Origin of the sequence: Methyloversatilis thermotolerans, assembly GCF_000372885.1 — a bacterium.
GTDB classification, from domain to species: Bacteria; Pseudomonadota; Gammaproteobacteria; order Burkholderiales; family Rhodocyclaceae; genus Methyloversatilis; species Methyloversatilis thermotolerans.
Window position 1 is genome coordinate 3939567 of the sequence record NZ_KB889967.1, and the last position, 25491, is coordinate 3965057.

Consider the following 25491-nt stretch of genomic DNA (forward strand, 5'->3'; position numbering starts at 1 on the left):
CTCATGACCAAGAACCCGACCCGCCCGCCTGTTCCCACGCTGCCCTTCTTTGTCGTCTTCGCGCTGTGCGCGCTCACGGTCTGGACCTTGTTGCGGGGTGGACTGTGGCTCTACGCCGGGCCCGGTCACGCGTCGCACGTATTCATTCGAGGCCTGTGGTTCGATATCGCGACATTGGTGTGGCTGCTCGCCCCCTTCATGCTGCTGTCGGCTCTGTTGCCGCAGCGGCTGCGCGACAGCCGCTTCTTCGGAGTGCTGAAGTGGAGTGTGCTGGCCGGCGCGCTTGCGCTGCTGCTGTTCGGCGCGGTCGGGGAAATCGTGTTCTGGGAGGAGTTTTCGACACGCTTCAATTTCATCGCGGTCGACTACCTGCTGTACACGCAAGAGGTGATAGGCAATATCGTCGAATCCTATCCGGTCGGCTGGCTGCTCTCCGGCATCGTGCTGACCGCGATCCTTGTCTCCGTTCTGCTGCGCCGCTTCATCGCGTTCGACCGCGCACCGCGTACCGCGCGCGGCCGCCTGCTGCTCTTGCTGGCGGCCATCGTTTTGCCCGCTCTGTCCCTTGCCGGCGCGCGTATCGAACAGATGGAAGGCAGCGGCGACGCCTTCGCCGACGAACTTGCCGGCAATGGCCTGTTCACGCTGGTGGCGGCGATGAATCGCAATGAACTGGATTACATGCGCTGGTATGCCACGCTTCCGCAGCAGGAGGCCGATGAGGTACTGGCATCGCTGCATGTCGAACGGCTGCCGCTGTCGGCGGAGGACAGGCCCAGTGCCATGGACGACCCGCCGCACGACGAGGTGCCGTTTTCGCGGCGGCCGCGCAATGTGGTGCTGGTGACCATAGAAAGCCTGTCGGCCGAATATGTCGGCGCATATGGCGCGCCATCCGGACTGACGCCCGAGCTCGATCGCATCGCCGCCGAAGGACTGCGCTTCGCCAATGTGTTCGCGACCGGCACGCGTACGGTGCGTGGTCTGGAGGCGCTGTCGCTGGGCACCCCGCCGGTACCCGGCCAGGCCATCGTCCGCCGCAACGGCAACGATAACCTGTCCACAGTAGGCGAACTGCTGGAGAGGCAGGGCGTGGTGCCGATGTTCATCTATGGCGGCTATGGCTATTTCGACAATATGAACAGCTATTTCCGCGGCAACGACTATGTGATCGTCGACCGGACCGATTTCCCGAAGGACAGCATCGTGTTCGAGAATGTGTGGGGGGTCGCGGACGAATCGCTGTTTGCCAACGCACTGATCGCGATGAACCGGAAGGCGGCCGAGGGCAAGCCCTTCTTCGCACAGATCATGACCACGTCCAATCACCGCCCTTACACCTATCCCGATGGTCGGATCGACATCCCGTCACCGGGCGGACGGCGGGGCGCGGTCAAGTACACCGACTGGGCGATCGGCCAGTTCATGCGCGAGGCCAGGAAGCAGCCGTGGTTCGCCGACACCTTGTTCGTATTCGTCGCCGACCACTGTGCGTCGGTGGCAGGCAAGACCCGTCTGCCGGTCGCGAAATACCGCATCCCGCTCATCTTCTATGCGCCGGACATGCTCGAGCCTGGCGTGAATACCGACCGGGTGAGTCAGATCGATCTCGCGCCCACACTGATCGAAGTGATGGGCAAGAACGGTGACGATCACTTCTTCGGGCGATCGTTCTTCGAGGACGAAGAGCCGCTGGACCGTGCCTTCATCTCGAATTACCAGGACTTGGGCTACCTGCGGGGCGATCTGCTGACCGTGCTGTCGCCCCGCCAGGTCGTGAAGGCTTATCGCATCGATCCGCAGACGCTGGAGTCGACGCCGGTCGAACCCGATCCGCAGCGCGTGAAGGAGGCCATCGCGTACTACCAGACAGCCGCCGACGCCTTCAAGAAAGGGCGTCTGCAACTCCCGCCCGAAAAGTGAGCAGGCTGCGGGTGTTCAGGCGACAGACCGACCTGCTGGTGCTGGCTGTGCTCTGCGTGCTGCTCGCGCTGTGGGCCAACCGCTGGAGCGATGCCGACCTGCAGGTCACCGGGTGGTTCTATGACGCGGCGTCGGCGACCTTTCCGCTGCGCCGGGATGCTGTCATGTCCGATCTGCTGCATGAAGGCGTCAAATGGCTTTCTGTGCTTGCCTGGCTGGGTCTGCTGCTGATCTGGGGCGCCCTGCGGTTGCGCCGGCGTGCGCCCGATCTGCGCGCGCGCATTGCCTTCGTGTTGTGGACGTCGCTGTTGGCGGCGATTGCGGTGAATGTGGCTCGGGCGGGCTCGGCGCACAGTTGTCCGTGGTCGCTCACCGCGTTCGGCGGCCAGGCAAGCTACTTCCGGCTGTTCGATGCCGCTCCGGCGCAATCCGGTTCCGGCCATTGCCTGCCCAGCGGTCATGCCGCCACTGCATTCATGTGGCTTGCGGCTCTGCCCGTGCTGGACGGAAGCCATCGACGCCGGGGGATGCTTGCGGTGCTCTGCCTCGGGGCGGTGGCCGGCGCGGTTCAGGTGATGCGCGGCGCGCACTTTCCATCGCATGTGCTGCTCACCGCCTCACTGTGCGCGGCAGTCGCACTGCTGTGCGCCTGCGTGGCGCGCAGATGAAGGACCGGCCAGGAGGCCGGTCGCGGGCGACTGGAGCGCTCAGCCTTCAAGCAGGCTGCGCAACATCCATGCGTTCTTTTCGTGAATCTGCATGCGCTGCGTGAGCAGATCGGCGGTCGGCTCGTCGTTCGCTTCGTCCACCACCGGGAAGATGCTGCGCGCAGTACGTACGACGGCTTCCTGGCCGGCGACCAACTGGCGGATCATGTCGTTCGCCGACGGCACGCCGTCCGGTTCCTTGATCGAAGTGAGCTTCGCGTAGGCGCTGTAGGTGCCCGGAGCCGGATAGCCCAGCGCGCGTATCCGCTCGGCCACGGAATCAACGGCCAGCGCCAGCTCGGTGTACTGCGTCTCGAACATGAGGTGCAGCGTGTTGAACATCGGACCGGTCACGTTCCAGTGGAAGTTGTGCGTGGTCAGGTACAGCGTGTAGGTGTCGGCGAGCAGGCGGGACAGCCCTTCCGCGATCGCCTGGCGCTTGTCTTCCGAAATGCCGATATTGATGGTGCTCATGACGTACTCCCTCGTTGATGACGACCTGATGATGTGAGTGACGACGCCGGTGTCAGGTTCCGTCCGGCGTGCCAGGCGCCTGCGCGGCGATCAGTTCGCCGAGCCGGGAAAAGCATTCGACACGCGCATTCGAGCTGCGTGCCACCAGTGCGATGGTACGGCGCGGTCGGGGTTCGGCAAAGCGGTGCGCCACCAGGTCCATGTGCGACAGCAGGCCCGAGCGCAGCGTCATGTCGGGCAGCAGCGCCATGCCCAGGCCGCCTTCCACCATCTGCGCCAGCGTGAACAGGCTGGTGGCTTCCATGCCGCTGCTGCGCGGTTCGCCCAGCCGGCAGCCGCCCAGCGTGTGTCCGCGCAGGCAGTGGCCTTCTTCGAGCAGCAGCAGCGCATCCGGGTCCAGCTTGCCGATGTCGCGCGGCATGTCCGCCTCGCGCCCGCGCGGTGCGATCAGCTTCAGTTCCTCGTCGAACAGCGGCTGTACCTGAAGACTACCGGTTTCGTAAGGCAGTGCGATGAGCGCGAAATCGAGCTGGCCGGCATTGAGACGGGCGAGCAGATGGGCGGTGAGGTCCTCGCGCAGCGCGATGCGAAGTTCCGGGTAGTGCTCGCGTACCGCAGGCAGCACCGCGGGCAGCAGGAAAGGCGCGATGGTCGGGATGACGCCCAGGCGGAGCAGGCCGCACATCGGCCGGTCCGCGTTTCGTGCCCATTCCGCCAGATCCTCGGCTTCGGCGAGCAGTCTCCGCGCGCGTGCGACGACCTCGATTCCGGTCGGCGTCATCATGACCGAATGCCGCTCGCGCTCCACCAGCAGCGTACCCAGCGTGGCCTCCAGTTCCTTTATGCCGGCCGACAGCGTCGACTGCGTGACGTAGCAGGTCTCGGCCGCCTGGGTGAAGTTCAGTCTTTCCGATACCGCCACCAGATATCGCAACTGACGCAGGGAAGGCAGGTTAGCCATGACGTACTCCGCAGTGTGGGTTTGCCGACTCTGCATCGCCGACTAGGATCGAATTATACGATCAATAATAGAAAAATTACCAATTGGATCTGTTTCTGGAGCGCGGCCAGAATGCGTCCTGTCGATGTGCAGCGCAACAAGCCGGCGCATCACCGATTTCGTTTTTGTGTCCATTACCCAGGAGAACACACCATGAGTCTGCAGAATCACGAAGGCAAGCGCGTTCCGGATGTCACCTTCCGCGTGCGTGAAAACAATGAATGGAAGAACGTGACCACCGATGAGCTGTTCCGTGGCAAGACGGTGGTGGTGTTCTCGCTGCCCGGCGCCTTCACGCCCACCTGCTCGTCGACCCATCTGCCGCGCTACAACGAACTGGCACCGGCCTTCTTCGCCAATGGCGTCGATGCCATCCTGTGCGTGTCGGTGAATGACACTTTCGTCATGAACGAATGGGCCAAGGATCAGGAATCCGACAATGTGACCCTGGTGCCCGACGGGAACGGAGAATTCACGGAAGGCATGGGCATGATGGTGGACAAGGCCGACCTCGGCTTCGGCAAGCGCAGCTGGCGTTACTCGATGCTGGTGAAGGACGGCGTGGTGAGCAAGATGTTCATCGAGCCGCAGGAGCCGGGCGATCCGTTCAAGGTGTCGGACGCGGACACGATGCTGAACCACATCAATCCGGAAGCGCGCAAACCCGACCAGGTCGCCATCCTGACGCGCGAAGGCTGCGCGTTCTGCGCCAAGGCCAAGGCCTTGCTGACCGAGCGTGGCTATCGCTATGCCGAAATCAATCTGCCGCACACCGAACGTTCGCGTGCCCTGGGTGCCATCGCCGGCGCGAAGACCGTGCCGCAGGTGTACATCAACGGCCAGCACATCGGCGGCTGGGAAGACCTGGAGCAGTGGGCGCAGCGCAACTGAGCGCGCCGCTCCGCGCACGGCGGTTTGCCGCCGTGCGATCAGGCTTGCGCACCGTGGGGTGCGCAGCCCTGATCGTCCGGAACAGGAGAGCGACATGAATGAAATGAATGTGGATGTAGCGGTGATCGGTGCCGGCACCGCCGGGCTGGCGGCCTATCGTGCGGCGATCGCCGCCGGGCGCAGCGCGGTCATCATCGAGGGCGGCCCGTATGGCACGACTTGCGCACGCGTCGGCTGCATGCCCAGCAAGCTGTTGATCGCCGCGGCGGAAGCGGCGCATGCGACGGCCAAGTGGGATGCTTTCGGCATCCGTCTCGACGGTGTGGTGCGCATCGACGGCGAGGCGGTGATGGCGCGTGTGCGCCGCGAGCGCGACCGCTTCGTCGGCTTCGTCGTGCGCGGCGTGGACAGCATCCCTGCCGGACACAAGCTGCGTGGTTACGCGAAGTTCGTCGATGACCACAGCCTTACAGTGGATGACCACACTGTGGTCACCTTCGGCCGCGCCGTCATCGCGACCGGCTCTTCGCCGGCCATTCCGCCCATGCTCAAGGCTGCCGGCCGCCGTCTCATCGTCAACGACGATGTGTTCGAATGGACCACGCTGCCGAAGTCCGTGGCCGTGTTCGGGCCGGGCGTGATCGGTCTGGAACTGGGCCAGGCCCTGCATCGCCTCGGTGTGCGGGTCGAAGTGTTCGGCCGCGGCGGATTCGTCGGACCGTTCTCGGATCCCGCCCTCAAGGCCTATGCCACGAACGCTTTCGCTGACGAGTTTCCGCTGCATGTGGACGCGAAGATCGCGCGCATCGCGGAGACGGCCGAAGGTGTGCGCATCGTCCAGGAACCGGGCGACGGCCGCCTGATGAACAAGGATTTTGAATGGGTGATCGCCGCCACCGGGCGCACGCCGAATGTCCGGAATCTCGGTCTGGAAAACACGTCGCTAGCGCTTGCCGATAACGGCGTGCCGATATTCGACCGCACGACCATGCAATGTGGCGGCACGCCGGTATTCATCGCCGGTGATGCGAACAACGATCTGCCTCTGCTGCACGAGGCGGCGGACGAGGGCAGGATCGCGGGCGACAATGCAGCGCGTTTTCCGGACGTGCAGCCGGGCCTGCGGCGCGAGCCGATCGCGGTGGTGTTCTCGGATCCGCAACTGGCGACGGTCGGCAAGCGACACGCGGACCTCGCGCCGGACAGCTTCGTCACCGGCGAGGTGTCGTTCGAGGATCAGGGCCGTTCGCGCGTCATGCTGCGCAACAAGGGGCTGCTGCACGTGTATGCGGAAAAGGGCAGCGGCCGCCTGCTCGGCTGCGAAATGATGGGGCCTGACGTCGAACACCTCGCCCATCTGCTGGCCTGGGCCATGCAGTCCGGCATGACGGTGCAGCGCGCGCTGGAAATGCCCTTCTACCACCCGGTGGTGGAAGAGGGGCTGCGCACCGCGCTGCGCGATGCCGCGGCGAAACTGAGCGCAGCGTAAGCGACGCCCGCCCGGACGTCTGGCCGGGCGGGCGGTAGAATACCGGCCTCCAGCCCCCGCCCCGCGCGGGGGCAACGCCGGTGTTGCCAAGTGTCCGCCCCAGATTCCCTCGTTTCCCGCAGCCTCTCCTCGGTCTGGCATCCCTGCACACAGATGCAGTGGCATGCCGACCGGTCATTGCCGCTGCTGCCCATATCGCGTGCGCAGGGCGCATGGCTGTATGCGCCGGACGGCCGTCGCTACCTGGATGGCATCAGTTCCTGGTGGACCAATCTGTTCGGTCACAGCCATCCTCACATCGTGCAGGCGCTGCGCGAACAGCTCGACACGCTGGACCATGTCATGCTCGCCGGCTTCACGCACGAACCGGTGGTGGCGCTGTCGGAACGGCTGTCGGCGTTGACCGGCGGTCACCTCGGCCACGCCTTCTATGCGTCCGACGGCGCATCGGCCACCGAAATCGCGCTCAAGATGTCGCTTCATTACTGGCGCAACCTTGGCCAGCCGGACAAGAACGAATTCATCTGCTTCGCCGGCAGTTATCACGGCGAAACCGTGGGTGCGCTGGCGGTGACCGATGTGCCGCTGTTCCGCGATGCCTATGCGCCCATGGTGCGCGCTGCCCATGTCCTGCCCAGTCCGGCTGCCGGCGACGCCGATGCGGCGCGACGTGCACTGGAGGAATTTCTCGCGCGTCATGCGTCGCGCATCGCCGCGCTCATCGTCGAACCGCGTGTCCAGTGCGCGGGCGGCTTCGCAATGCATGACGCATCATGGCTGCGCGAGCTGCGCGCCTTGTGCGACCGCTACCAGGTCCATCTCGTGGCCGACGAAATCGCGGTGGGATGCGGTCGCACCGGGACCTTCTTCGCGTGCGAGCAATCGCTCGACGAACGCGGCGAAGGCTGGCCGGATTTCATCTGTCTGTCCAAGGGCATCACCGGCGGTACCTTGCCGCTGTCGCTGGTGCTGAGCAAGCCCTTCGTGTTCGATGCCTTCCTCGATGACACGATGGCGCGCGGCTTCCTGCACTCGCATTCCTATACCGGTAATCCGCTCGCCTGTCGCGCGGCGCTGGCCACGCTGGATCTGTTCGCCGAACTCGACATCCTGGCGCGCAATCGCGCGTGGGCCGACCATTTCACCCGGGCGCTGGCGCCTCTGGCCACACATCCGGCTGTGGGCGGTTTCCGCAACGCAGGCATGATCTGGGCGATGGATGTCGATACCGCGCAGCCGGAATTCAGCCGTCGCTTCTACCGCGAGGCGCTCGCGCGCGAACTGCTGTTGCGACCGATCGGCCGCACGCTCTACTTCATGCCGCCCTATGTGCTCGACGACGAGCAGACGGCGCTGCTGGCGGCTCGTACGCTTGATGCACTGGACGCCGCACTGGCATGAGTGCCACCGACTTCCGTGCGCGACTGGCCGCGCTCGCCGAGCAGGATCTTCTTCGCCGCCGCACGCTGCTGGACGCACCCTGCGGGCCGGATGCCGAGGTCGACGGGCGGCCCCTGCTGTCCTTTGCCGGCAATGACTACCTCGGGCTGGCCAATCATCCGATGGTGATCGAAGCGCTGCGCGCAGGGGCCTCGCGCTGGGGGGGCGGTGCGGGCGCTTCACATCTGGTAAGCGGCCATCAGCGTCCGCACGAGGAACTCGAGGAGGCGCTCGCGCGTTTCACCGGCCTGCCGCGCGCGCTGTTCTTTTCCACCGGCTACATGGCGAATCTGGCAGTGTTGCCGGCGCTGGCCGGACGCGGCGACACGGTGATCGCCGACCGCCTGAATCATGCCTCGCTGGTCGATGCGGCGCTGCTGTCGCGGGCGACCGTCCGGCGCTATCCGCATGCGGATGTGGCGGCGGTCGCCCGTGCGCTGGAAGCGGCCGAAGGCCGCAAGGTGGTGGTGAGCGACGGTGTGTTCAGCATGGATGGCGATATCGCGCCGCTGCCCGAGTTGCTGGGGCTGTGCGAACGTCACGACGCGCTGCTCGTGGTCGACGATGCGCACGGCTTCGGCGTTCTGGGCAGTCAGGGGCGCGGCGTACTGTCGCACTTCGGGCTGTCGTCGCCCCACCTGGTCTATGTCGGCACCCTGGGCAAGGCGGCGGGTGTCGCGGGGGCATTCGTTGCCGGTCAGCCGGACGCCATCGAGTGGCTGATGCAGACCGGACGCAGCTACCGCTACACGACAGCCGCCCCCCCCGCCATCGCCTGTGCACTGCTGGCCAGCCTCGCGCTGATCGAGCAGGGCGATGCGCTGCGCGCCACGCTGACCGCACATCGTGCCCGCCTGCGTGCAGCGCTGGGGCTTCACGCCCGCGCCTTGCTGGCGTCCGAGACTGCAATCCAGCCGTATCTGGTCGGTGGCAATGCGCAAGTGGTGGAACTTGCCGACCGTCTCCGCGCGCGCGGACTCTGGGTGCCGGGGATACGGCCGCCCACCGTGCCCGCCGGTACCGCCCGCTTGCGCATTTCCTTGAGCGCGGCCCATCGCGACGAGCACATCGACCTTCTGGCCGCTGCATTGTCGGAGATGCCGCGTGGATGAGATGCTCAAGGTACGCAGGCACGGTGAAGCGGGGCCGGAGCTCGCGTTGCTTCACGGCTGGGGCTGGGACAGCCGCCTGATGGCGTCGCTTGCCGACTGTCTGGCGCAGCGTTTCCGGGTCGTGCAGCCGGATCTGCCCGGCTACGGGCTGAACATCGATCGACCTTGCGACAGTTTCGAGGATTGCGTCGAACTGCTTGACCGCACGCTTCCGGATGTCGAGATCATTGCGGGCTGGTCGCTGGGCGCCCTGCTGGCAATCGCCTGGGCGGCGCGCCGTCGCCCGCGCATGCTGGTCCTGATCGGCGCTTCGCCGCGCTTCATGGCCGCCGAGGACTGGCCGCACGGAATGCGTCCGGAGCGCTTCGATGCTTTCGCGGCGGACGTGGCGGAAGATGCGCGTCGCACCCGCACGCGCTTCGCTGCGCTCGCTGCGCTGGGCGACGCGGATGCGAGAGCGGTGCGCTGCCGGATGGCCGACCTGATCGACGATGTGCCACCTGCGCCGGCGGCGCTCGCGCAAGGCCTGCAATGGCTTCACGACGGGGATGAACGCGGCGTGCTGCAGACCTTGCCGGTGCCCCGGTTGTGGCTTCATGGCGAGCGTGATGCGGTGATCGCGATTGCAGCGGCGCAGGCGGCAGCGGGCTGGGGAGACGGGCAGTGCGTGGAGGTGGAGGGGGCGGCCCATCTGCCCTGGCTGGGAGGCGGTGATGTCCGTCTGCTCGACGCGCTGCTGCACGCGCTGCACGGACAGGAAGGTTCCGGCGCGGACGAGGAAGGGGCTTTATGAAAGCCGGCAGTCATCAGCGCGCGCAGGTGCGATCGGCGTTCTCCCGCGCCTCCGGCCGGTACGACAGCGCTGCCGCGCTGCAGAAGCGGGTGTGCGAGCGCCTGCTGGCAGGCATGTTCCCGGCCGATGCGCGCTGCGTCCTCGATCTGGGCTGCGGAACCGGATTCGCGAGCGGCGGGCTGACACGCCTGTTTCCGTCCGCCCGGCTGCTGGCTGCGGATTTCGCCATCGGCATGCTGGCGGCGCACGCTGCCGGCCGGGATGCCGTGCATGTGTGCGCCGATGCCCACGCCTTGCCGTTTGCGGCAGGCAGCATCGATCGGGTGTTTTCCAGCCTCATGCTGCAGTGGTGCGATCCGCCACAGGTGCTGGCGGAGTGTCGCCGCGTGCTGGCGCCCGGCGGCCGCATCGCCTGCGCGACCGTGCTCGACGGTACGCTGGCCGAGATCGGTGCGGCCTTTGCCGGCATCGACAGTCACCGGCATGTGGTGTCCTTTCCGCGCGCGGACGAACTGCACGCGGCGGTCATGGGGGCCGGATTCGTCGATGTGTCGATGGAGTGTGGCGATGAAGTCGCGTACTTTGCCGATGCGCGCAGCCTGCTGCAGGCGAACCGCGACATCGGCGCGTCGCGCGTCCCCCAGGGTGCCCGGCGCGGTCTGCTTGGCCGTTCCGCGCTGGCCGAAGTGCTGTCGCGCCTCGAACGCACGCGTACCGCCCGCGGATTGCCGCTGACCTATCGCGTGGCATGGGTCCATGCGAGGGTGGCTGATGGAGAGTGATGTGAGTGAAGCCAGAGTGCACTTCGTGACCGGCACCGATACCGGCATAGGCAAGACCTTGGTGTCATGTGCGCTGGTCCATGCGCTGCGCGCACGCGGCGTCGCCGCGGTCGGCATGAAGCCGGTGGCGTCGGGTGCGGAGCAGGTTGATGGGCGATGGGTCAACGAGGATGCGGAGGCGCTGGCCCGAGCGAGCGGGCTTGCGGCACCGACAAGCCGGACCAATCCCTATCTGTTCGCGGCACCCCTGGCGCCGCACGTCGCTGCGGCGCGCGAAGGGCGGTCCATCGATCGCGGCGTGATTGTCGACGCACTCACCGGCCTGCGTCGCACGGCACGGCACGTGATCGTCGAGGGGGTCGGTGGCTTTGTCGTTCCGCTCGGCGACGACTGGACGACCGCCGATCTCGCCCGCGACATGGGGGCGTCGGTCATCCTCGTCGTCGGGCTGCGCCTGGGGTGCATCAATCACGCCCTGCTTTCCGCCGAAGCCATTCGGGCGCGCGGGCTTGAACTTGCCGGATGGGTGGCCAACTGCCAGCCGGAGGGCATGCTGGAACAGGATGCAACCATCGATGCGCTGAAAGTTCGCCTCATGGCGCCGATTCTTGGCATAATCCCGCGGCTGTCCGGCGCCGACTACGTTTCGGCGTCCGAAGCGCTGGACATCCGGCCGTTGCTGGCTTCGAACGCGGTGAATCTTTCGTGAAAGGTTTGCTGCGGTGTTTGACAGCACGACAAACCCTCACCATAATCGCGGGTTTCGCTGGTCGCCGGAGGGGTTCCCGAGCGGTCAAAGGGATCAGACTGTAAATCTGACGGCTCTGCCTTCGAAGGTTCGAATCCTTCCCCCTCCACCACTGTTTTCATGGTGGGTGTTCGGCGAAAAGAGAAGTGCCCGGCAGTTTCACCGCTTGCGGATGGTCGCAGCTTGGCAGCAGCGGTGTGGTTGGGAGCGGTTTGGCGGGAGTAGTTCAATGGTAGAACCTTAGCCTTCCAAGCTAATGACGCGGGTTCGATTCCCGTCTCCCGCTCCACATCCGGTGGTGTGCCGGAGTTGAGAAGTTTCTGTGCCCATGTAGCTCAGTGGCAGAGCACTCCCTTGGTAAGGGAGAGGTCGGCAGTTCAATCCTGCCCATGGGCACCATGATTTTTTTGCGTGCGGCATCCTGGTGACAACTGAGGGTGTCAGTCGATGTTTGACGCAGATCTCTATCAAGCAACCAAGGTGATCGAAGATGGCAAAGGGAAAGTTTGAGCGCACCAAGCCGCACGTGAACGTGGGCACGATTGGTCACGTTGACCATGGCAAGACGACGCTGACGGCGGCGATCACGACGATTCTGTCGTCGAAGTTCGGCGGAGAGGCGAAGGCGTACGACCAGATTGATGCGGCGCCGGAAGAGAAGGCGCGGGGTATCACGATCAATACGGCGCACGTTGAGTACGAAACGGCGACGCGTCACTACGCGCACGTTGATTGCCCGGGACACGCGGACTACGTGAAGAACATGATCACGGGAGCGGCGCAGATGGATGGCGCGATTCTGGTGTGTTCGGCGGCTGACGGTCCGATGCCGCAGACGCGCGAGCACATCCTGCTGGCGCGCCAGGTGGGCGTTCCGTACATTGTTGTGTTCCTGAACAAGTGCGACATGGTCGACGACGCGGAGCTGCTCGAGCTGGTTGAGATGGAAGTGCGCGAGCTGCTGTCGAAGTACGACTTTCCGGGTGATGACATCCCGATCGTGAAGGGTTCGGCGCTGAAGGCGCTGGAAGGGGACAAGAGCGATCTGGGTGAAGGCGCGATCATGAAGCTGGCCGAAGCGCTGGACAGCTACATTCCGACGCCGGAGCGTGCGGTGGATGGTGCGTTCCTGATGCCGATCGAAGACGTGTTCTCGATTTCGGGTCGCGGCACGGTGGTGACGGGTCGTGTTGAGCGCGGGATTGTGAAGGTCGGTGAGGAAATCGAAATCGTGGGCATCAAGCCGACGGTGAAGACGACGTGCACGGGCGTTGAAATGTTCCGCAAGCTGCTGGATCAGGGTCAGGCGGGAGATAACGTTGGCGTGCTGCTGCGCGGCACGAAGCGTGAAGAAGTCGAGCGTGGGCAGGTGCTGGCCAAGCCGGGTTCGATCAAGCCGCACACGCACTTCACGGCGGAGATTTACGTGCTGTCGAAGGAGGAAGGTGGTCGTCATACGCCGTTCTTCAACGGCTATCGTCCGCAGTTCTACTTCCGTACGACGGACGTGACGGGTTCGATCGAGCTGCCGGCGGGCACCGAGATGGTGATGCCGGGGGATAACGTGTCGATCACGGTGAAGCTGATTGCGCCGATCGCGATGGAAGAAGGGCTGCGCTTTGCGATCCGCGAAGGTGGTCGTACCGTCGGCGCCGGCGTGGTTGCAAAGATCGTCGAGTAAGCAGCAACAAGCCGGGTCGCGTGTGCGGCCCGGTTGGCGTTTTGCAGGGGCATAGCTCAATTGGCAGAGCGTCGGTCTCCAAAACCGAAGGTTGGGGGTTCGATTCCCTCTGCCCCTGCCACTCCGGTCGCCAAGCCGGATAACTTTCCGGAGTGCGTGCGCACTTCCCGTTATTCATGACCGACCAGCTGAAGTTTGCGCTGGCCATCGCCCTCCTGGTTGCGGGCGTGGCCGGCTTTTACGTTCTTTCCGACCAGATCATGGCGGTGCGGGTGTTGTCCGTGCTCGCTGGTCTGGCGGCAGGTGGTGCGGTGGCCTGGTTCACCGAACCGGGGCGCCGCTTCATCGTATTTGCGAACGAGTCAGTCGCCGAAGCGAAGAAGGTGGCCTGGCCAAGTCGCAAGGAAACGCTACAGACGACGGCCATCGTGTTTGGCTTCGTTGTGGTCATGGCCGTGTTCCTCTGGGTCACGGACAAAAGTCTGGAAGTGGTTTTGTACGACTGGATTCTGGGCTGGAAGAAATCATGAGCAAACGTTGGTACGTCGTGCACGCCTATTCCGGCTTCGAGAAGTCGGTGCAGCGCGCGTTGACCGAGCGTATTGCGCGTTCGGGCATGCAGGACAAGTTCGGCCAGATCCTGGTGCCGGTCGAGGAAGTGATCGAAATGCGCGGCGGCCAGAAGGCGGTATCCGAGCGCAAGTTCTTCCCCGGCTATGTGCTGGTGAAATGCGACATGACCGACGAGGTCTGGCACCTCGTCAAGAGCACGCCCAAGGTCACCGGTTTCGTCGGCGGTTCCGCCAACAAGCCGACGCCGATTTCCGACAAGGAAGTCGACAAGATCATGCAGCAGATGCAGGAAGGGGTTGAAAAGCCCCGTCCCAAGGTGCTGTTCGAGGTGGGTGAAATGGTGCGTGTCAAGGACGGCCCGTTCACCGATTTCAATGGCACCGTCGAAAGCGTCAATTACGAGAAGAGCCGGCTGCATGTTTCAGTGACCATCTTCGGTCGCGCGACGCCGGTCGAACTCGAGTTCTCGCAGGTCGAGAAGGTTTGACCTGATCACGCAGTTTCTGGCGATGCCTCACGGTATCGCCAAAGGTGCGCGGCGACATCGTTCAGGTGTTGTCGCGCGATCGTTTCCGGCGCCGTGGCGCCGGATGAGGAGTGGAAGCCCTGAGCTTCCACGCTAACACTCGCAACTGGAGTCATCATGGCGAAGAAAATCGTCGGCTACATCAAGCTGCAAGTGCCGGCCGGCAAGGCGAACCCGTCGCCTCCGATCGGTCCCGCGCTGGGTCAGCGCGGCCTGAACATCATGGAATTCTGCAAGGCGTTCAACGCCAAGACTCAGGGCATGGAGCCCGGTCTGCCGATTCCGGTCGTGATCACCGCCTACGCGGACAAGTCCTTCACCTTCGAAATGAAGTCGCCTCCGGCGACCATTCTGCTGAAGAAGGCTGCAGGCATCACCAAGGGTTCGCCCAAGCCCCATACCGACAAGGTCGGCAAGGTGACCCGCGCCCAGCTGGAAGAGATCGTCAAGACCAAGAATGCCGATCTGACCGCGGCTGATCTTGACGCGGCCGTCCGCACGATCGCGGGTTCGGCGCGCAGCATGGGCATTACGGTGGAGGGTCTCTGATCATGGCAAAGCTGTCCAAGCGTATCCAGGCGCTGCGCGCCAAGGTCGATCGCACCAAGTCGTATCCGCTGAACGAGGCGCTTGCCCTGGTCAAGGAAACCGCCAGCGCCAAGTTCGACGAGTCCGTGGATGTGGCCGTGAATCTGGGCATCGACGCCAAGAAGTCGGATCAACTCGTTCGTGGGTCGGTCGTGCTGCCGGCAGGTACCGGCAAGTCCGTTCGGGTTGCTGTTTTCGCGCAGGGTGCCAAGGCTGAAGAAGCCAAGGCGGCCGGAGCGGACGTCGTCGGATTCGACGATCTCGCCGCGCAGGTGAAGGAAGGCAATCTGAACTTCGACGTGGCGATCGCCACGCCCGATGCCATGCGTGTGGTCGGTGCCCTGGGTCAGATCCTGGGCCCGCGCGGCCTCATGCCCAACCCCAAGGTGGGTACGGTGACGATGGACGTGGCGACCGCGGTCAAGAACGCCAAGGCCGGTCAGGTCCAGTACCGTACCGACAAGGGCGGCATCGTCCAATGCACCATCGGTCGTGCCTCGTTCTCGCCGGAGCAACTCGAGACCAACATCAAGGCCTTGATCGAAGCGCTGAACAAGGCGCGCCCGGCTGCCGCCAAGGGTGTGTATCTGCGCAAGATTTCGGTCACCACGACGATGGGCGTGGGTATCCGGGTCGATCAGGCAACGGTGCAGTGATTCTGCGTCCGGCATGCCGGACGCGTAGCAACAGGACTTTGGGCCGTCGCGGCCAGTATGGCGCGACGGGTTGTCAAAGACCGCAGGTGCCCGCAAGGGTCTAATGGTTGGCAAGAAGTGTTGCCGCAACCGCCTGCGCAGATGGCGTTACCCGACACAGGACGGATGGTGTCCGCAAGGACGTTTTCTCTCCTGAATACGGTCGCCGCAAGTGGTTGATCCGGAAGGCAGCAGTGCCGGATGGACGACTGTAATCATGGGAGTAGACCTTGGCACTCAATCTCGATCAGAAGAAGGAAGTGGTTGCCGAAGTGTCCGCCGAAGTTGCGGGCGCCCAGGTAATCGTGATCGCCGAGAACAAAGGTCTGGAAGTGGGCGATGTAACCCGCTTGCGTGCCCAGGCCCGCGCACAGGGCGTGTACCTCCGTGTTCTGAAGAACACGCTGGCACGTCGTGCTGTGTCGGGTACCCCTTTCGAGGGGTTGGCGAAGGAAATGACCGGTCCGCTGATGTACGGCATGTCTGCCGATCCGGTGGCGGCCGCAAAGGTCGTTCATGACTTCGCCAAGGGTAACGACAAGCTGGTGATTCGCGGTGGCGCGCTGGCCAACTACGTCATGGACGCCGAAGGCGTCAAGGCGCTGGCCTCCATGCCGAGCCGCGAACAGCTGCTCGCCACCCTTCTGGGCACGATGCAGGCGCCGATCGCCAAGTTCGTGCAGACGCTCAACGAAGTGCCGGGCAAGTTCGTCCGCACCGTTGCCGCGCTGCGCGACGAACGCGAAAAGCAGTCCGCCTAAGTTCTCTGCATCACCTGCAGATCAAGCAAACCATCCGCGCGTACCCCTGTGTCGCGCTTGAATCAGGAGTTTAGAAATGGCTGTTAGCAAGGAAGAAATCCTCGACGCGATCTCGGCGATGTCGGTTCTCGAACTGTCGCAACTGATCAAGGACATGGAAGAGAAGTTCGGCGTGTCGGCTGCTGCCGCTGTTGCCGTGGCTGCCCCTGCCGCTGCCGGCGCCGCCGCTCCGGCCGCCGAAGAGAAGACCGAATTCACCGTCGTTCTGGCTGCTGCCGGCGAGAAGAAGGTTGAAGTCATCAAGGTCGTGCGCGCGGCTACCGGCCTGGGTCTGAAGGAAGCCAAGGACCTGGTCGACGGCGCTCCGAAGCCGGTCAAGGAAGGCATTGCCAAGGCCGACGCCGAAGCACTGAAGAAGCAGCTGGAAGAAGCCGGCGCCAAGGTCGAACTGAAGTAATTCGACTCCGGTGCTGCGGGAGTGCGTGCTTGCGGGCACGCGCTCCCGTTGTCGTTTTGGCGTCATTCGGGCGTCCAGGAAAATGCGGCACCAATCCGCCTTTTCCTTGTCTTCCGAAGTGATCACGGAAGACCGTCACCGGTCGAGCGAAGGTCCCGCCTCGGGTGTTCCGCCCGCGCCTTCGCTGTCTGCCAGGGGTTGGTAGGGGCCAACCGCCGGTCACGAAGTCCTGATCGCGCAGTTTCGATCGCATCCGCGGTGAAACACCGTCCGCGCCGGGTGGCGCGGATCCGTTTCCCCGGCCATCGCACTCTTAGTCCGGAGATTTCATGGCCTATACCTACACCGAGAAGAAGCGCATCCGCAAGAGCTTTGCCAAGCGTGATGCGGTGCTCGACGTGCCCTTCCTGCTGGCCACGCAGTTGGAGTCGTACACGCAGTTCCTGCAGACCGACGTGCCACTCGAGCACCGGCGCAACCAGGGTCTGCAGGCCGCCTTCACCTCGATCTTCCCGATCGTTTCGCACTCCGGCAATGCGCGCCTCGAATTCGTGCACTACATGCTCGGCGAGCCCGCCTTCGACGTGAAGGAATGCCATCAGCGCGGATTGACCTTTGCCAGCCCGCTGCGCGCCCGTGTGCGCCTGGTCATCATGGACCGCGAGGCGCCGAAGGAAACGATCAAGGAAGTGAAGGAGCAGGAGGTCTACATGGGAGAGATCCCGCTCATGACCACCACCGGTTCCTTCGTGATCAACGGTACGGAACGTGTCATCGTCAGCCAGCTGCATCGCTCCCCCGGCGTGTTCTTCGAGCACGACCGCGGCAAGACGCACAGCTCCGGCAAGCTGCTGTTCTCGGCCCGCATCATCCCCTATCGTGGCTCCTGGCTGGATTTCGAATTCGATCCCAAGGACTACCTGTACTTCCGCGTGGACCGTCGCCGCAAGATGCCGGTGACCATTCTGCTGAAGGCCATCGGCATGACGCCGGAACAGATCCTCGACACCTTCTTCGATTTCGACGGCTTCAACCTGTCCGGCAAGGCCGGCATCGAGATGAAGCTGGTGCCGGAACGCCTGCGCGGCGAGATCGCCAAGTTCGACATCGTCGACAAGGCGGGCAAGACAGTGGTCGCCAAGGACAAGCGCATCACCGCCAAGCACATCCGCGAACTTGCCGAATCGAACACCGAGTCCATCACGGTTCCGGAAGATTTCCTGGTCGGTCGCGTTGTTGCGAGCCAGATTGTCGACGCAGACAGTGGCGAAATCCTGGCCAACGCGAACGATGAGATCACCGAGGAACTGCTGGCCAAGATGCAGGCGGCAGGGATCGGAGAGATCACTACGCTCTACACCAACGATCTGGATCGTGGTCCCTACATCTCGCAGACGCTGCGTACCGATGAGACGGCCGACCAGTGGTCGGCGCGCGTCGCGATCTATCGCATGATGCGGCCGGGCGAGCCGCCCACGGAAGATGCGGTGGAAACCCTGTTCCATGGACTGTTCTACTCGGAAGAGCGCTACGACCTGTCGGCCGTAGGGCGCATGAAGTTCAATCGCCGTGTCGGTCGCGATGAGATCGAGGGCGCAGCTACGTTGTCGAACGAAGACATCGTCGATGTGATCAAGATCCTGGTCGACCTGCGCAACGGCAAGGGTGAGATCGACGATATCGACCACCTGGGCAACCGCCGTGTGCGTTCGGTTGGCGAACTTGCGGAAAACCAGTTCCGCGCCGGTCTGGTCCGTGTCGAGCGCGCGGTCAAGGAACGTCTGTCGCAGGCTGAATCCGATAACCTGATGCCGCATGACCTGATCAATGCCAAGCCGATCTCGGCCGCGATCAAGGAGTTCTTCGGTTCCAGCCAGCTGTCGCAGTTCATGGACCAGACCAACCCGCTGTCCGAGATCACGCACAAGCGTCGCGTTTCCGCCCTGGGCCCGGGCGGTCTGACTCGTGAGCGTGCCGGCTTCGAAGTGCGCGATGTGCACCCGACGCACTATGGCCGCGTGTGCCCGATCGAAACGCCGGAAGGCCCGAACATCGGCCTGATCAACTCGCTCGCGCTCTATGCCCGCACCAACAGGTATGGCTTCCTGGAAACGCCGTACCGCCGTGTGGAGGACGGTCGCGTGACGGATCAGATCGACTACCTGTCCGCGATCGAGGAAGGCAAGTATGTGATTGCCCAGGCGAACGCGTCGCTGGATGAGAAGGGTGGACTGAGCGACGAACTGGTGTCCTGCCGTCACAAGGGCGAATTCATGCTGTCTACCCCGGACCAGGTCCAGTACATGGACATTGCGCCGGGCCAGATCGTGTCGGTTGCTGCCTCGCTGATTCCCTTCCTTGAGCACGACGATGCGAACCGTGCGCTGATGGGCGCCAACATGCAGCGTCAGGCCGTGCCCTGCCTGCGCCCCGAGAAGGCCTTCGTTGGCACCGGTATCGAACGCACAGTGGCGGTCGACTCGGGTACCGCCGTACAGGCGCTGCGCGGTGGCGTGGTCGATTACGTCGATGCCAACCGGGTGGTGGTTCGTGTCAATGATGATGAGACCGTACCGGGTGAAGTCGGTGTCGATATCTACAACCTGGTGAAGTACACCCGATCCAATCAGAACACGAACATCAATCAGCGACCGGTCGTGAAGATCGGCGATGTGATCGCCAAGGGTGATGTGGTGGCAGACGGCGCCTCGACCGACCTCGGCGAACTGGCGCTGGGTCAGAACATGCTCGTGGCCTTCATGCCCTGGAATGGCTACAACTTCGAAGATTCGATCCTGATCTCCGAGCGCGTGGTCGCGGACGATCGCTTCACGTCCATCCACATCGAGGAGCTGACGGTCGTCGCCCGCGATACCAAGCTGGGTCCCGAGGAAATCACGCGCGACATCGCTTCGCTCGGCGAAGCCCAACTCGGTCGCCTTGACGAGTCGGGCATTGTCTACATCGGCGCCGAAGTCGAGGCGGGCGACGTGCTGGTAGGCAAGGTGACGCCGAAGGGCGAAACCCAGCTCACCCCGGAAGAAAAACTGCTGCGTGCGATCTTCGGCGAGAAGGCTTCCGATGTGAAGGACACTTCGCTGCGCGTACCTTCGGGCATGAATGGCACGGTGATCGACGTGCAGGTGTTCACCCGCGAGGGCATCGAGCGCGACAAGCGCGCACAGTCCATCATCGACGACATGCTGCGCGGTTATCGCCAGGATCTGGGCGACCAGATGCGCATCGTCGAGCGCGATACCTTTGCCCGTATCGAACGGCTGCTGGTCGGTCGTGTCGCCAATGGCGGTCCGAAACGTCTCGCCAAGGGTGCCACCATCACGCGCGAGTACCTCGATGGCGTCGAACCGCATGGCTGGTTCGACATCCGTATGGCCGATGAGGACATCGCAGCCCAGCTCGAAAGTCTGCGCGAATCGCTCGAGAAGACACGCACCGATTTCGATCTCGCCTTCGAGCTCAAGAAGAAGAAGCTCACCCAGGGCGATGAACTGCCGCCGGGCGTGCAGAAGATGGTGAAGGTCTACCTGGCCGTGAAGCGCCGCCTTCAGCCGGGCGACAAGATGGCCGGCCGTCACGGCAACAAGGGTGTTGTGTCCAAGATCACCCCGATCGAGGATATGCCCTATATGGAGGACGGCACCTCGGTCGACATCGTGCTGAATCCGTTGGGCGTGCCTTCGCGGATGAACATCGGTCAGATCCTTGAAACCCATCTCGGCATGGCCGCGCGCGGTCTGGGCAAGAAGATCGACGCGATGTTGCGTCGTCAGGCCAATATCGCCGAACTGCGGGCCTTCATGGACGAGATCTACAACCGCAGCGGCACGAGCGAAGACATTGCGTCGCTGAACGATGGCGAGGTGCTGGAACTGGCCAGCAACCTGAAGTTTGGTGTTCCGTTCGCGACGCCGGTGTTCGACGGTGCGCACGAAGGTGAAATCCGTCGCATGCTTGAACTGGCCGACATGCCTTCAGGCGGACAGATGACGCTGTATGACGGTCGCACCGGCGAGGCCTTCGAACGCCAGGTCACGGTTGGCTACATGCATGTGCTGAAGCTGCATCACCTGGTCGACGACAAGATGCATGCGCGTTCGACCGGCCCGTACTCGCTGGTGACCCAGCAGCCGCTGGGGGGCAAGGCGCAGTTCGGTGGTCAGCGCTTCGGTGAAATGGAAGTGTGGGCACTGGAGGCCTACGGTGCGTCCTATACGCTGCAGGAAATGCTCACCGTGAAGTCCGATGACGTGACCGGTCGTACCAAGGTCTATGAAAACATCGTCAAGGGCGAACACAAGATCGACGCTGGCATGCCTGAGTCGTTCAACGTGCTGGTGAAGGAAATCCGGTCCCTGGCCATCGACATTGATTTGGAGCGGTTCTAGGACTGGGCGCGACCGCGTCCCGCCTAGCCCCTAGCCACTAGCCCCAAAGGAGTTGCCATGAAAGCATTGCTGGATCTTTTCAAGCAGGTCACGCAGGAAGAAGAGTTCGACGCGATCACCATCGGTCTCGCGTCGCCGGAGAAAATCCGTTCCTGGTCCTACGGTGAAGTCAAGAAGCCGGAAACGATCAACTACCGCACCTTCAAGCCTGAGCGCGACGGTCTGTTCTGCGCCAAGATATTCGGTCCGGTCAAGGATTACGAGTGCCTGTGCGGCAAGTACAAGCGGCTGAAGCACCGCGGCGTCATCTGCGAGAAGTGCGGTGTCGAAGTCACGCTGTCCAAGGTGCGTCGCGAGCGCATGGGTCATATCGAGCTGGCCAGTCCGACCGCGCACATCTGGTTCCTGAAGTCGCTGCCGTCGCGTCTGGGCATGGTGCTCGACATGACGCTGCGCGACATCGAGCGCGTGCTTTACTTCGAAGCCTATGTCGTCGTCGATCCGGGCATGACGCCGCTGAACCGTGGGCAGCTGCTGTCGGAAGATGATTACCTCGCCAAGGTCGAGGAATACGGTGACGACTTCGACGCCCATATGGGTGCCGAAGGCGTGCGTGGAATGCTGCGCTCGCTGGATCTGAACCGTGAGGTCGAACGTCTGCGCGCCGAGCTGGAAGCCACCAGCTCGGAAGCGAAGATGAAGAAGATATCCAAGCGTCTGAAGATTCTGGAAGGCTTCCAGCATTCCGGCATCAAGCCGGAGTGGATGATCCTGGAAGTGCTGCCGGTCCTGCCTCCGGACCTGCGTCCGCTGGTACCGCTCGATGGCGGTCGTTTTGCGACGTCCGATCTGAACGACCTGTATCGCCGCGTCATCAACCGTAACAACCGTCTGAAACGACTGCTCGAACTCAAGGCGCCGGAGATCATCGTGCGCAACGAGAAGCGCATGCTGCAGGAAGCCGTGGATTCGCTGCTCGACAACGGCCGTCGCGGCCGCGTCATGACCGGCGCCAACAAGCGTCCGCTGAAGTCGCTGGCCGACATGATCAAGGGCAAGGGTGGCCGCTTCCGTCAGAACCTGCTCGGCAAGCGCGTCGACTACTCCGGCCGTTCGGTCATCGTGGTCGGCCCGCAGCTCAAGCTGCATCAGTGTGGCCTGCCGAAGAAGATGGCGCTCGAGCTGTTCAAGCCCTTCATCTTCAACAAGCTTGAACTGAATGGCATGGCGACCACGATCAAGGCCGCCAAGAAGCTGGTCGAGCAGGAAGTGCCCGAGGTCTGGGACATTCTGGAAGAGGTGATCCGCGAACATCCGGTCATGCTCAACCGCGCCCCGACGCTTCACCGCCTGGGCATCCAGGCATTCGAGCCGACGCTGATCGAAGGCAAGGCCATCCAGTTGCATCCGCTGGTCTGCGTGGCGTTCAATGCCGACTTCGACGGTGACCAGATGGCCGTGCACGTGCCGCTGTCGCTGGAAGCGCAGATGGAAGCGCGCACGCTGATGCTGGCGTCGAACAACGTGCTGTCGCCCGCCAACGGCGAGCCCATCATCGTGCCGTCACAGGACATCGTGCTGGGTCTGTACTACGCAACCCGGGCCAAGGTGAATGGCAAGGGCGAAGGCATGATCTTCTCGGATGTGAACGAGATGCGGCGTGCCTATGACAACGGTGTCGTCGAACTGCATACGAAGGTGTCCGTGCGCATTCGCGAGGTCGAAGTCATCGATGGTGAGAAGCGCGACAAGATCAGCCGCTACAACACCACCGTCGGTCGTGCCATGCTGTCCGAGATCCTGCCACCGGGTCTGCCTTTCTCTGTGCTCGACAAGCCGTTGAAGAAAAAGGAAATTTCGCGGCTGGTGAACAACAGCTTCCGTCGCTGCGGTCTGCGTGAGACGGTCATTTTTGCCGACAAGCTGATGCAGGCGGGTTTCGGCCTGGCCACGCGTGCCGGCATTTCGATCGCGGTCAAGGACATGCTGGTGCCGGACGCCAAGCACTCCATCATTGGCGCAGCCGAAGCCGAGGTGAAGGAGATCGCCCAGCAGTACACCTCGGGTCTGGTGACCGACGGCGAGCGCTACAACAAGGTGGTGGATATCTGGGGCCGTGCCGGTGACCAGGTCGCCAAGGCCATGATGGATCAGCTCGGGCAGGAAGAGACCGTGGATCGCGACGGCAATGTCGTGAAGCAGGAGTCTTTCAATTCGATCTACATGATGGCGGATTCCGGTGCGCGCGGTTCTGCTGCGCAAATCCGTCAGCTCGCTGGCATGCGCGGTCTGATGGCCAAGCCCGATGGCTCCATCATCGAAACGCCGATCACGACCAACTTCCGGGAAGGCCTGAACGTTCTGCAGTACTTCATTTCGACGCACGGCGCCCGCAAGGGTCTGGCCGATACCGCGCTGAAGACCGCAAACTCGGGTTATCTGACCCGTCGTCTGGTCGATGTGACGCAGGATCTGGTGGTGACCGAGGACGACTGCGGCACTTCTGAAGGTTTTGTCATGAAGGCGCTGGTCGAGGGCGGTGAGGTGATCGAGCCATTGCGTGAACGCGTGCTCGGTCGCGTGACCGCTGCCGACGTGGTGAATCCGGAAACCCAGGAAACTGTCATCTACGCGGGCGAACTGATCGACGAGGACAAGTGCGATCTGATCGATCAGTTGGGTGTGGACGAAGTGAAGGTACGCACCCCGCTGACCTGCGAAACCCGCTACGGTCTGTGCGCAAAGTGCTATGGCCGCGACCTGGGTCGAGGCCAGCTGGTGAACGCCGGCGAGGCGGTTGGCGTGATCGCCGCGCAATCGATCGGCGAGCCGGGCACGCAGCTCACCATGCGTACCTTCCACGTCGGGGGTGCCGCGTCGCGAGCCGCGGCCGCCAGTGGTGTCGAGGCCAAGAGTGCGGGCGTGGTGCGGTTCACGCAGAACATGCGCTACGTCACCAGCGCCAAGAACGAGAAGATCGTGATCGCGCGCAGCGCCGAAGTGATCATTACCGATGATCATGGTCGCGAGCGTGAGCGTCACAAGGTGCCTTACGGCGCGACGCTGCAGGTCGACGAGGCGCAGACGATCAAGGCCGGAACAGGTCTGGCGACCTGGGATCCGCATACCCGTCCGATCATCACCGAGTACTCGGGCATCGTGAAGTTCGAGCACGTCGAGGAAGGTGTGACCGTGGCCAAGCAGGTCGATGACGTGACCGGCCTGACCACCCTCGTCGTGATCGACCCCAAGCGCCGCAGCTCCAGCACCAAGGGCCTGCGCCCCCAGGTGAAGCTGCTTACCGAATCGGGTGATGAAGTGAAGATCGCCGGAACCGACACGCCGGTGTCCATCACCTTCCAGGTGGGTTGCATCATCACCGTGAAGGACGGACAAGCGGTTTCTGTGGGTGACGTGCTGGCGCGCATTCCACAAGAGTCGGCGAAGACCCGCGACATCACCGGGGGCCTGCCGCGCGTTGCCGAGTTGTTCGAAGCCCGTTCGCCGAAGGACGCCGGCCTGCTGGCCGAGGTCACGGGTACGGTTTCGTTCGGCAAGGACACCAAGGGCAAGCAGCGCCTGGTGATCACCGAGCCGGATGGCACGGTGAACGAGTTCCTGATCCCGAAGGACAAGCACGTCACGGTGCACGACGGCCAGGTGGTGAACAAGGGCGAAGTGATCGTCGACGGTGCGGTCGAGCCGCACGACATCCTGCGCCTCAAGGGCGTCGAGGAACTGGCGCGCTACATCATCGACGAAGTGCAGGATGTGTATCGTCTGCAGGGCGTGAAGATCAACGACAAGCACATCGAAGTGATCGTGCGCCAGATGCTGCGGCGCGTGGTCATCACCGATGCGGGCGATTCGAAGTTCATCCGCGAGGAACAGGTGGAACGTTCCGAGGTGCTTGACGAGAACGATCGTCTCGTGGCGGAGGGCAAGCGCCCGGCGGACTACCAGTACATGCTGCTCGGTATCACCAAGGCGTCGTTGTCGACCGATTCCTTCATCTCGGCGGCGTCCTTCCAGGAAACCACTCGCGTGCTGACCGAGGCAGCCATCATGGGCAAGCGCGACGAGCTCGAGGGCCTGAAGGAAAACGTGATCGTGGGGTCGTCTGATTCCGGCCGGCACGGGTCTGGCCTATCACCGTACCCGTCGCGCACAGTCGGTGGGCGACGATGCCGCAGCAGCCGATCGTCTCCTGTTTGGTGATGACCCTGTCACGACCGTCGAGGCGAGTGCGGGAGAAGCGCAGTAAGTCAGCAGGGCGGCATCCGCTGCCTTGCATTGATTGCAGTCGGGTCAGGCCCCTTGACATGATGCCATGGCATGGGGTTGACCCTCTTATTTTCATGTGCCTATAATCCGGCCTCTTTGTGGGTCCGCCAACCGTAGCGGGCCCGAGGCGAACGAGTCACGGAGGCGGGCCACACTGGATG

20 protein-coding genes and 4 tRNA genes are annotated in these 25491 nt (G+C 63.4%); 22 read left to right on the plus strand and 2 right to left on the minus strand.

Annotated elements, in window-relative coordinates:
• Positions 1-3 precede the first annotated feature (3 nt).
• Together A3Q7_RS0118005 and A3Q7_RS0118010 are read left to right on the plus strand one after the other, a co-directional pair.
• On the plus strand, positions 4-1923 hold the full coding sequence (locus A3Q7_RS0118005) for an LTA synthase family protein (protein ID WP_018413312.1): 1920 nt from the start codon (positions 4-6) through the stop codon (positions 1921-1923).
• An 11-nt stretch (positions 1924-1934) separates the two neighbouring features.
• Positions 1935-2591: a phosphatase PAP2 family protein gene (locus tag A3Q7_RS0118010; RefSeq protein WP_040571045.1), complete on the plus strand. Its 657-nt coding sequence runs from the start codon at positions 1935-1937 to the stop codon at positions 2589-2591.
• 39 nt (positions 2592-2630) lie between these two features.
• Here the strand turns inward: A3Q7_RS0118010 and A3Q7_RS0118015 are convergent, their stop codons facing one another.
• Both A3Q7_RS0118015 and A3Q7_RS0118020 read right to left on the minus strand, forming a co-directional pair.
• Positions 2631-3104, minus strand: coding sequence for a Dps family protein (locus A3Q7_RS0118015; RefSeq protein ID WP_018413314.1), 474 nt, complete (start codon positions 3102-3104; stop codon positions 2631-2633).
• A 52-nt stretch (positions 3105-3156) separates the two neighbouring features.
• The gene (locus A3Q7_RS0118020; RefSeq protein WP_026224996.1) at positions 3157-4065 is read right to left on the minus strand and encodes a hydrogen peroxide-inducible genes activator; all 909 of its coding nucleotides are present in this window, start codon (positions 4063-4065) and stop codon (positions 3157-3159) included.
• 192 nt (positions 4066-4257) lie between these two features.
• On the opposite strand from A3Q7_RS0118020, the gene A3Q7_RS0118025 reads away from it, so the two are divergent.
• The 20 genes from A3Q7_RS0118025 to rpoC all read left to right on the plus strand — a co-directional run bounded on the left by A3Q7_RS0118025 (position 4258) and on the right by rpoC (position 25264).
• Positions 4258-4995, plus strand: coding sequence for a glutathione peroxidase (locus tag A3Q7_RS0118025; RefSeq protein ID WP_018413316.1), 738 nt, complete (start codon positions 4258-4260; stop codon positions 4993-4995).
• 94 nt (positions 4996-5089) lie between these two features.
• On the plus strand, positions 5090-6484 hold the full coding sequence (locus tag A3Q7_RS0118030) for a dihydrolipoyl dehydrogenase (protein WP_026224997.1): 1395 nt from the start codon (positions 5090-5092) through the stop codon (positions 6482-6484).
• 90 nt (positions 6485-6574) lie between these two features.
• Positions 6575-7885, plus strand: a complete 1311-nt coding sequence (locus A3Q7_RS0118035) for an adenosylmethionine--8-amino-7-oxononanoate transaminase (protein WP_077231380.1) — start codon at positions 6575-6577, stop codon at positions 7883-7885.
• Positions 7882-9036: an 8-amino-7-oxononanoate synthase gene (bioF, locus tag A3Q7_RS0118040; RefSeq protein WP_018413319.1), complete on the plus strand. Its 1155-nt coding sequence runs from the start codon at positions 7882-7884 to the stop codon at positions 9034-9036. Before A3Q7_RS0118035 ends, bioF begins: the two co-directional genes overlap by 4 nt.
• Before the next feature lies 1 nt (position 9037).
• On the plus strand, positions 9038-9829 hold the full coding sequence (locus A3Q7_RS0118045; RefSeq protein WP_232418101.1) for an alpha/beta fold hydrolase: 792 nt from the start codon (positions 9038-9040) through the stop codon (positions 9827-9829).
• Positions 9826-10611, plus strand: coding sequence for a methyltransferase domain-containing protein (locus A3Q7_RS0118050; protein ID WP_018413321.1), 786 nt, complete (start codon positions 9826-9828; stop codon positions 10609-10611). The genes A3Q7_RS0118045 and A3Q7_RS0118050 overlap by 4 nt, the downstream gene beginning before the upstream one ends.
• Entirely contained in the window at positions 10601-11320 is a 720-nt protein-coding gene (gene bioD / locus A3Q7_RS0118055; RefSeq protein WP_018413322.1) for a dethiobiotin synthase, read from the plus strand. Before A3Q7_RS0118050 ends, bioD begins: the two co-directional genes overlap by 11 nt.
• 66 nt (positions 11321-11386) lie before the next feature.
• Positions 11387-11471, plus strand: a tRNA-Tyr gene (locus A3Q7_RS0118060).
• A gap of 103 nt (positions 11472-11574) precedes the next feature.
• A tRNA-Gly gene (locus tag A3Q7_RS0118065) sits at positions 11575-11648 on the plus strand.
• Positions 11649-11683: 35 nt separating this feature from the next.
• Positions 11684-11758, plus strand: a tRNA-Thr gene (locus tag A3Q7_RS0118070).
• Between the two features lie 91 nt (positions 11759-11849).
• Positions 11850-13040, plus strand: coding sequence for an elongation factor Tu (gene tuf / locus A3Q7_RS0118075; protein WP_018413323.1), 1191 nt, complete (start codon positions 11850-11852; stop codon positions 13038-13040).
• A gap of 45 nt (positions 13041-13085) precedes the next feature.
• Positions 13086-13161: transfer RNA gene (locus A3Q7_RS0118080), tRNA-Trp, on the plus strand.
• 55 nt (positions 13162-13216) lie between these two features.
• Positions 13217-13570: a preprotein translocase subunit SecE gene (secE, locus tag A3Q7_RS0118085; protein ID WP_018413324.1), complete on the plus strand. Its 354-nt coding sequence runs from the start codon at positions 13217-13219 to the stop codon at positions 13568-13570.
• Positions 13567-14100 carry a transcription termination/antitermination protein NusG gene (gene nusG, locus A3Q7_RS0118090; protein WP_018413325.1) on the plus strand — a complete coding sequence of 178 codons (534 nt, stop codon included), beginning with the start codon at positions 13567-13569 and terminating at the stop codon, positions 14098-14100. Before secE ends, nusG begins: the two co-directional genes overlap by 4 nt.
• 156 nt (positions 14101-14256) lie before the next feature.
• Positions 14257-14688 (plus strand): 50S ribosomal protein L11, encoded by a 432-nt coding sequence (gene rplK / locus A3Q7_RS0118095; protein ID WP_018413326.1) that lies wholly within the window; start codon positions 14257-14259, stop codon positions 14686-14688.
• Between the two features lie 2 nt (positions 14689-14690).
• Positions 14691-15383, plus strand: a complete 693-nt coding sequence (gene rplA / locus A3Q7_RS0118100; RefSeq protein ID WP_018413327.1) for a 50S ribosomal protein L1 — start codon at positions 14691-14693, stop codon at positions 15381-15383.
• Positions 15384-15652: 269 nt separating this feature from the next.
• On the plus strand, positions 15653-16183 hold the full coding sequence (gene rplJ, locus A3Q7_RS0118105; protein WP_018413328.1) for a 50S ribosomal protein L10: 531 nt from the start codon (positions 15653-15655) through the stop codon (positions 16181-16183).
• 76 nt (positions 16184-16259) lie between these two features.
• Positions 16260-16640: a 50S ribosomal protein L7/L12 gene (gene rplL / locus A3Q7_RS0118110; protein WP_018228075.1), complete on the plus strand. Its 381-nt coding sequence runs from the start codon at positions 16260-16262 to the stop codon at positions 16638-16640.
• A gap of 329 nt (positions 16641-16969) precedes the next feature.
• Positions 16970-21046, plus strand: a complete 4077-nt coding sequence (rpoB, locus tag A3Q7_RS0118115; protein WP_018413329.1) for a DNA-directed RNA polymerase subunit beta — start codon at positions 16970-16972, stop codon at positions 21044-21046.
• A 57-nt stretch (positions 21047-21103) separates the two neighbouring features.
• Positions 21104-25264 carry a DNA-directed RNA polymerase subunit beta' gene (gene rpoC / locus A3Q7_RS20130; protein WP_456298999.1) on the plus strand — a complete coding sequence of 1387 codons (4161 nt, stop codon included), beginning with the start codon at positions 21104-21106 and terminating at the stop codon, positions 25262-25264.
• Positions 25265-25491: the final 227 nt, after the last annotated feature.

What these genes read in the sequence shown, in the direction of transcription:
- A3Q7_RS0118005 (WP_018413312.1), top strand. Translation starts at nt 4, where the DNA reads ATGACCAAGAACCCGACCCGCCCGCCTGTTCCCACGCTGCCCTTCTTT.
- A3Q7_RS0118015 (WP_018413314.1), bottom strand. Translation starts at nt 3,104, where the DNA reads ATGAGCACCATCAATATCGGCATTTCGGAAGACAAGCGCCAGGCGATC.
- A3Q7_RS0118020 (WP_026224996.1), bottom strand. Translation starts at nt 4,065, where the DNA reads ATGGCTAACCTGCCTTCCCTGCGTCAGTTGCGATATCTGGTGGCGGTA.
- A3Q7_RS0118025 (WP_018413316.1), top strand. Translation starts at nt 4,258, where the DNA reads ATGAGTCTGCAGAATCACGAAGGCAAGCGCGTTCCGGATGTCACCTTC.
- A3Q7_RS0118030 (WP_026224997.1), top strand. Translation starts at nt 5,090, where the DNA reads ATGAATGAAATGAATGTGGATGTAGCGGTGATCGGTGCCGGCACCGCC.
- bioF (WP_018413319.1), top strand. Translation starts at nt 7,882, where the DNA reads ATGAGTGCCACCGACTTCCGTGCGCGACTGGCCGCGCTCGCCGAGCAG.
- A3Q7_RS0118045 (WP_232418101.1), top strand. Translation starts at nt 9,038, where the DNA reads ATGCTCAAGGTACGCAGGCACGGTGAAGCGGGGCCGGAGCTCGCGTTG.
- A3Q7_RS0118050 (WP_018413321.1), top strand. Translation starts at nt 9,826, where the DNA reads ATGAAAGCCGGCAGTCATCAGCGCGCGCAGGTGCGATCGGCGTTCTCC.
- bioD (WP_018413322.1), top strand. Translation starts at nt 10,601, where the DNA reads ATGGAGAGTGATGTGAGTGAAGCCAGAGTGCACTTCGTGACCGGCACC.
- tuf (WP_018413323.1), top strand. Translation starts at nt 11,850, where the DNA reads ATGGCAAAGGGAAAGTTTGAGCGCACCAAGCCGCACGTGAACGTGGGC.
- secE (WP_018413324.1), top strand. Translation starts at nt 13,217, where the DNA reads ATGACCGACCAGCTGAAGTTTGCGCTGGCCATCGCCCTCCTGGTTGCG.
- nusG (WP_018413325.1), top strand. Translation starts at nt 13,567, where the DNA reads ATGAGCAAACGTTGGTACGTCGTGCACGCCTATTCCGGCTTCGAGAAG.
- rplK (WP_018413326.1), top strand. Translation starts at nt 14,257, where the DNA reads ATGGCGAAGAAAATCGTCGGCTACATCAAGCTGCAAGTGCCGGCCGGC.
- rplA (WP_018413327.1), top strand. Translation starts at nt 14,691, where the DNA reads ATGGCAAAGCTGTCCAAGCGTATCCAGGCGCTGCGCGCCAAGGTCGAT.
- rplL (WP_018228075.1), top strand. Translation starts at nt 16,260, where the DNA reads ATGGCTGTTAGCAAGGAAGAAATCCTCGACGCGATCTCGGCGATGTCG.
- rpoB (WP_018413329.1), top strand. Translation starts at nt 16,970, where the DNA reads ATGGCCTATACCTACACCGAGAAGAAGCGCATCCGCAAGAGCTTTGCC.
- rpoC (WP_456298999.1), top strand. Translation starts at nt 21,104, where the DNA reads ATGAAAGCATTGCTGGATCTTTTCAAGCAGGTCACGCAGGAAGAAGAG.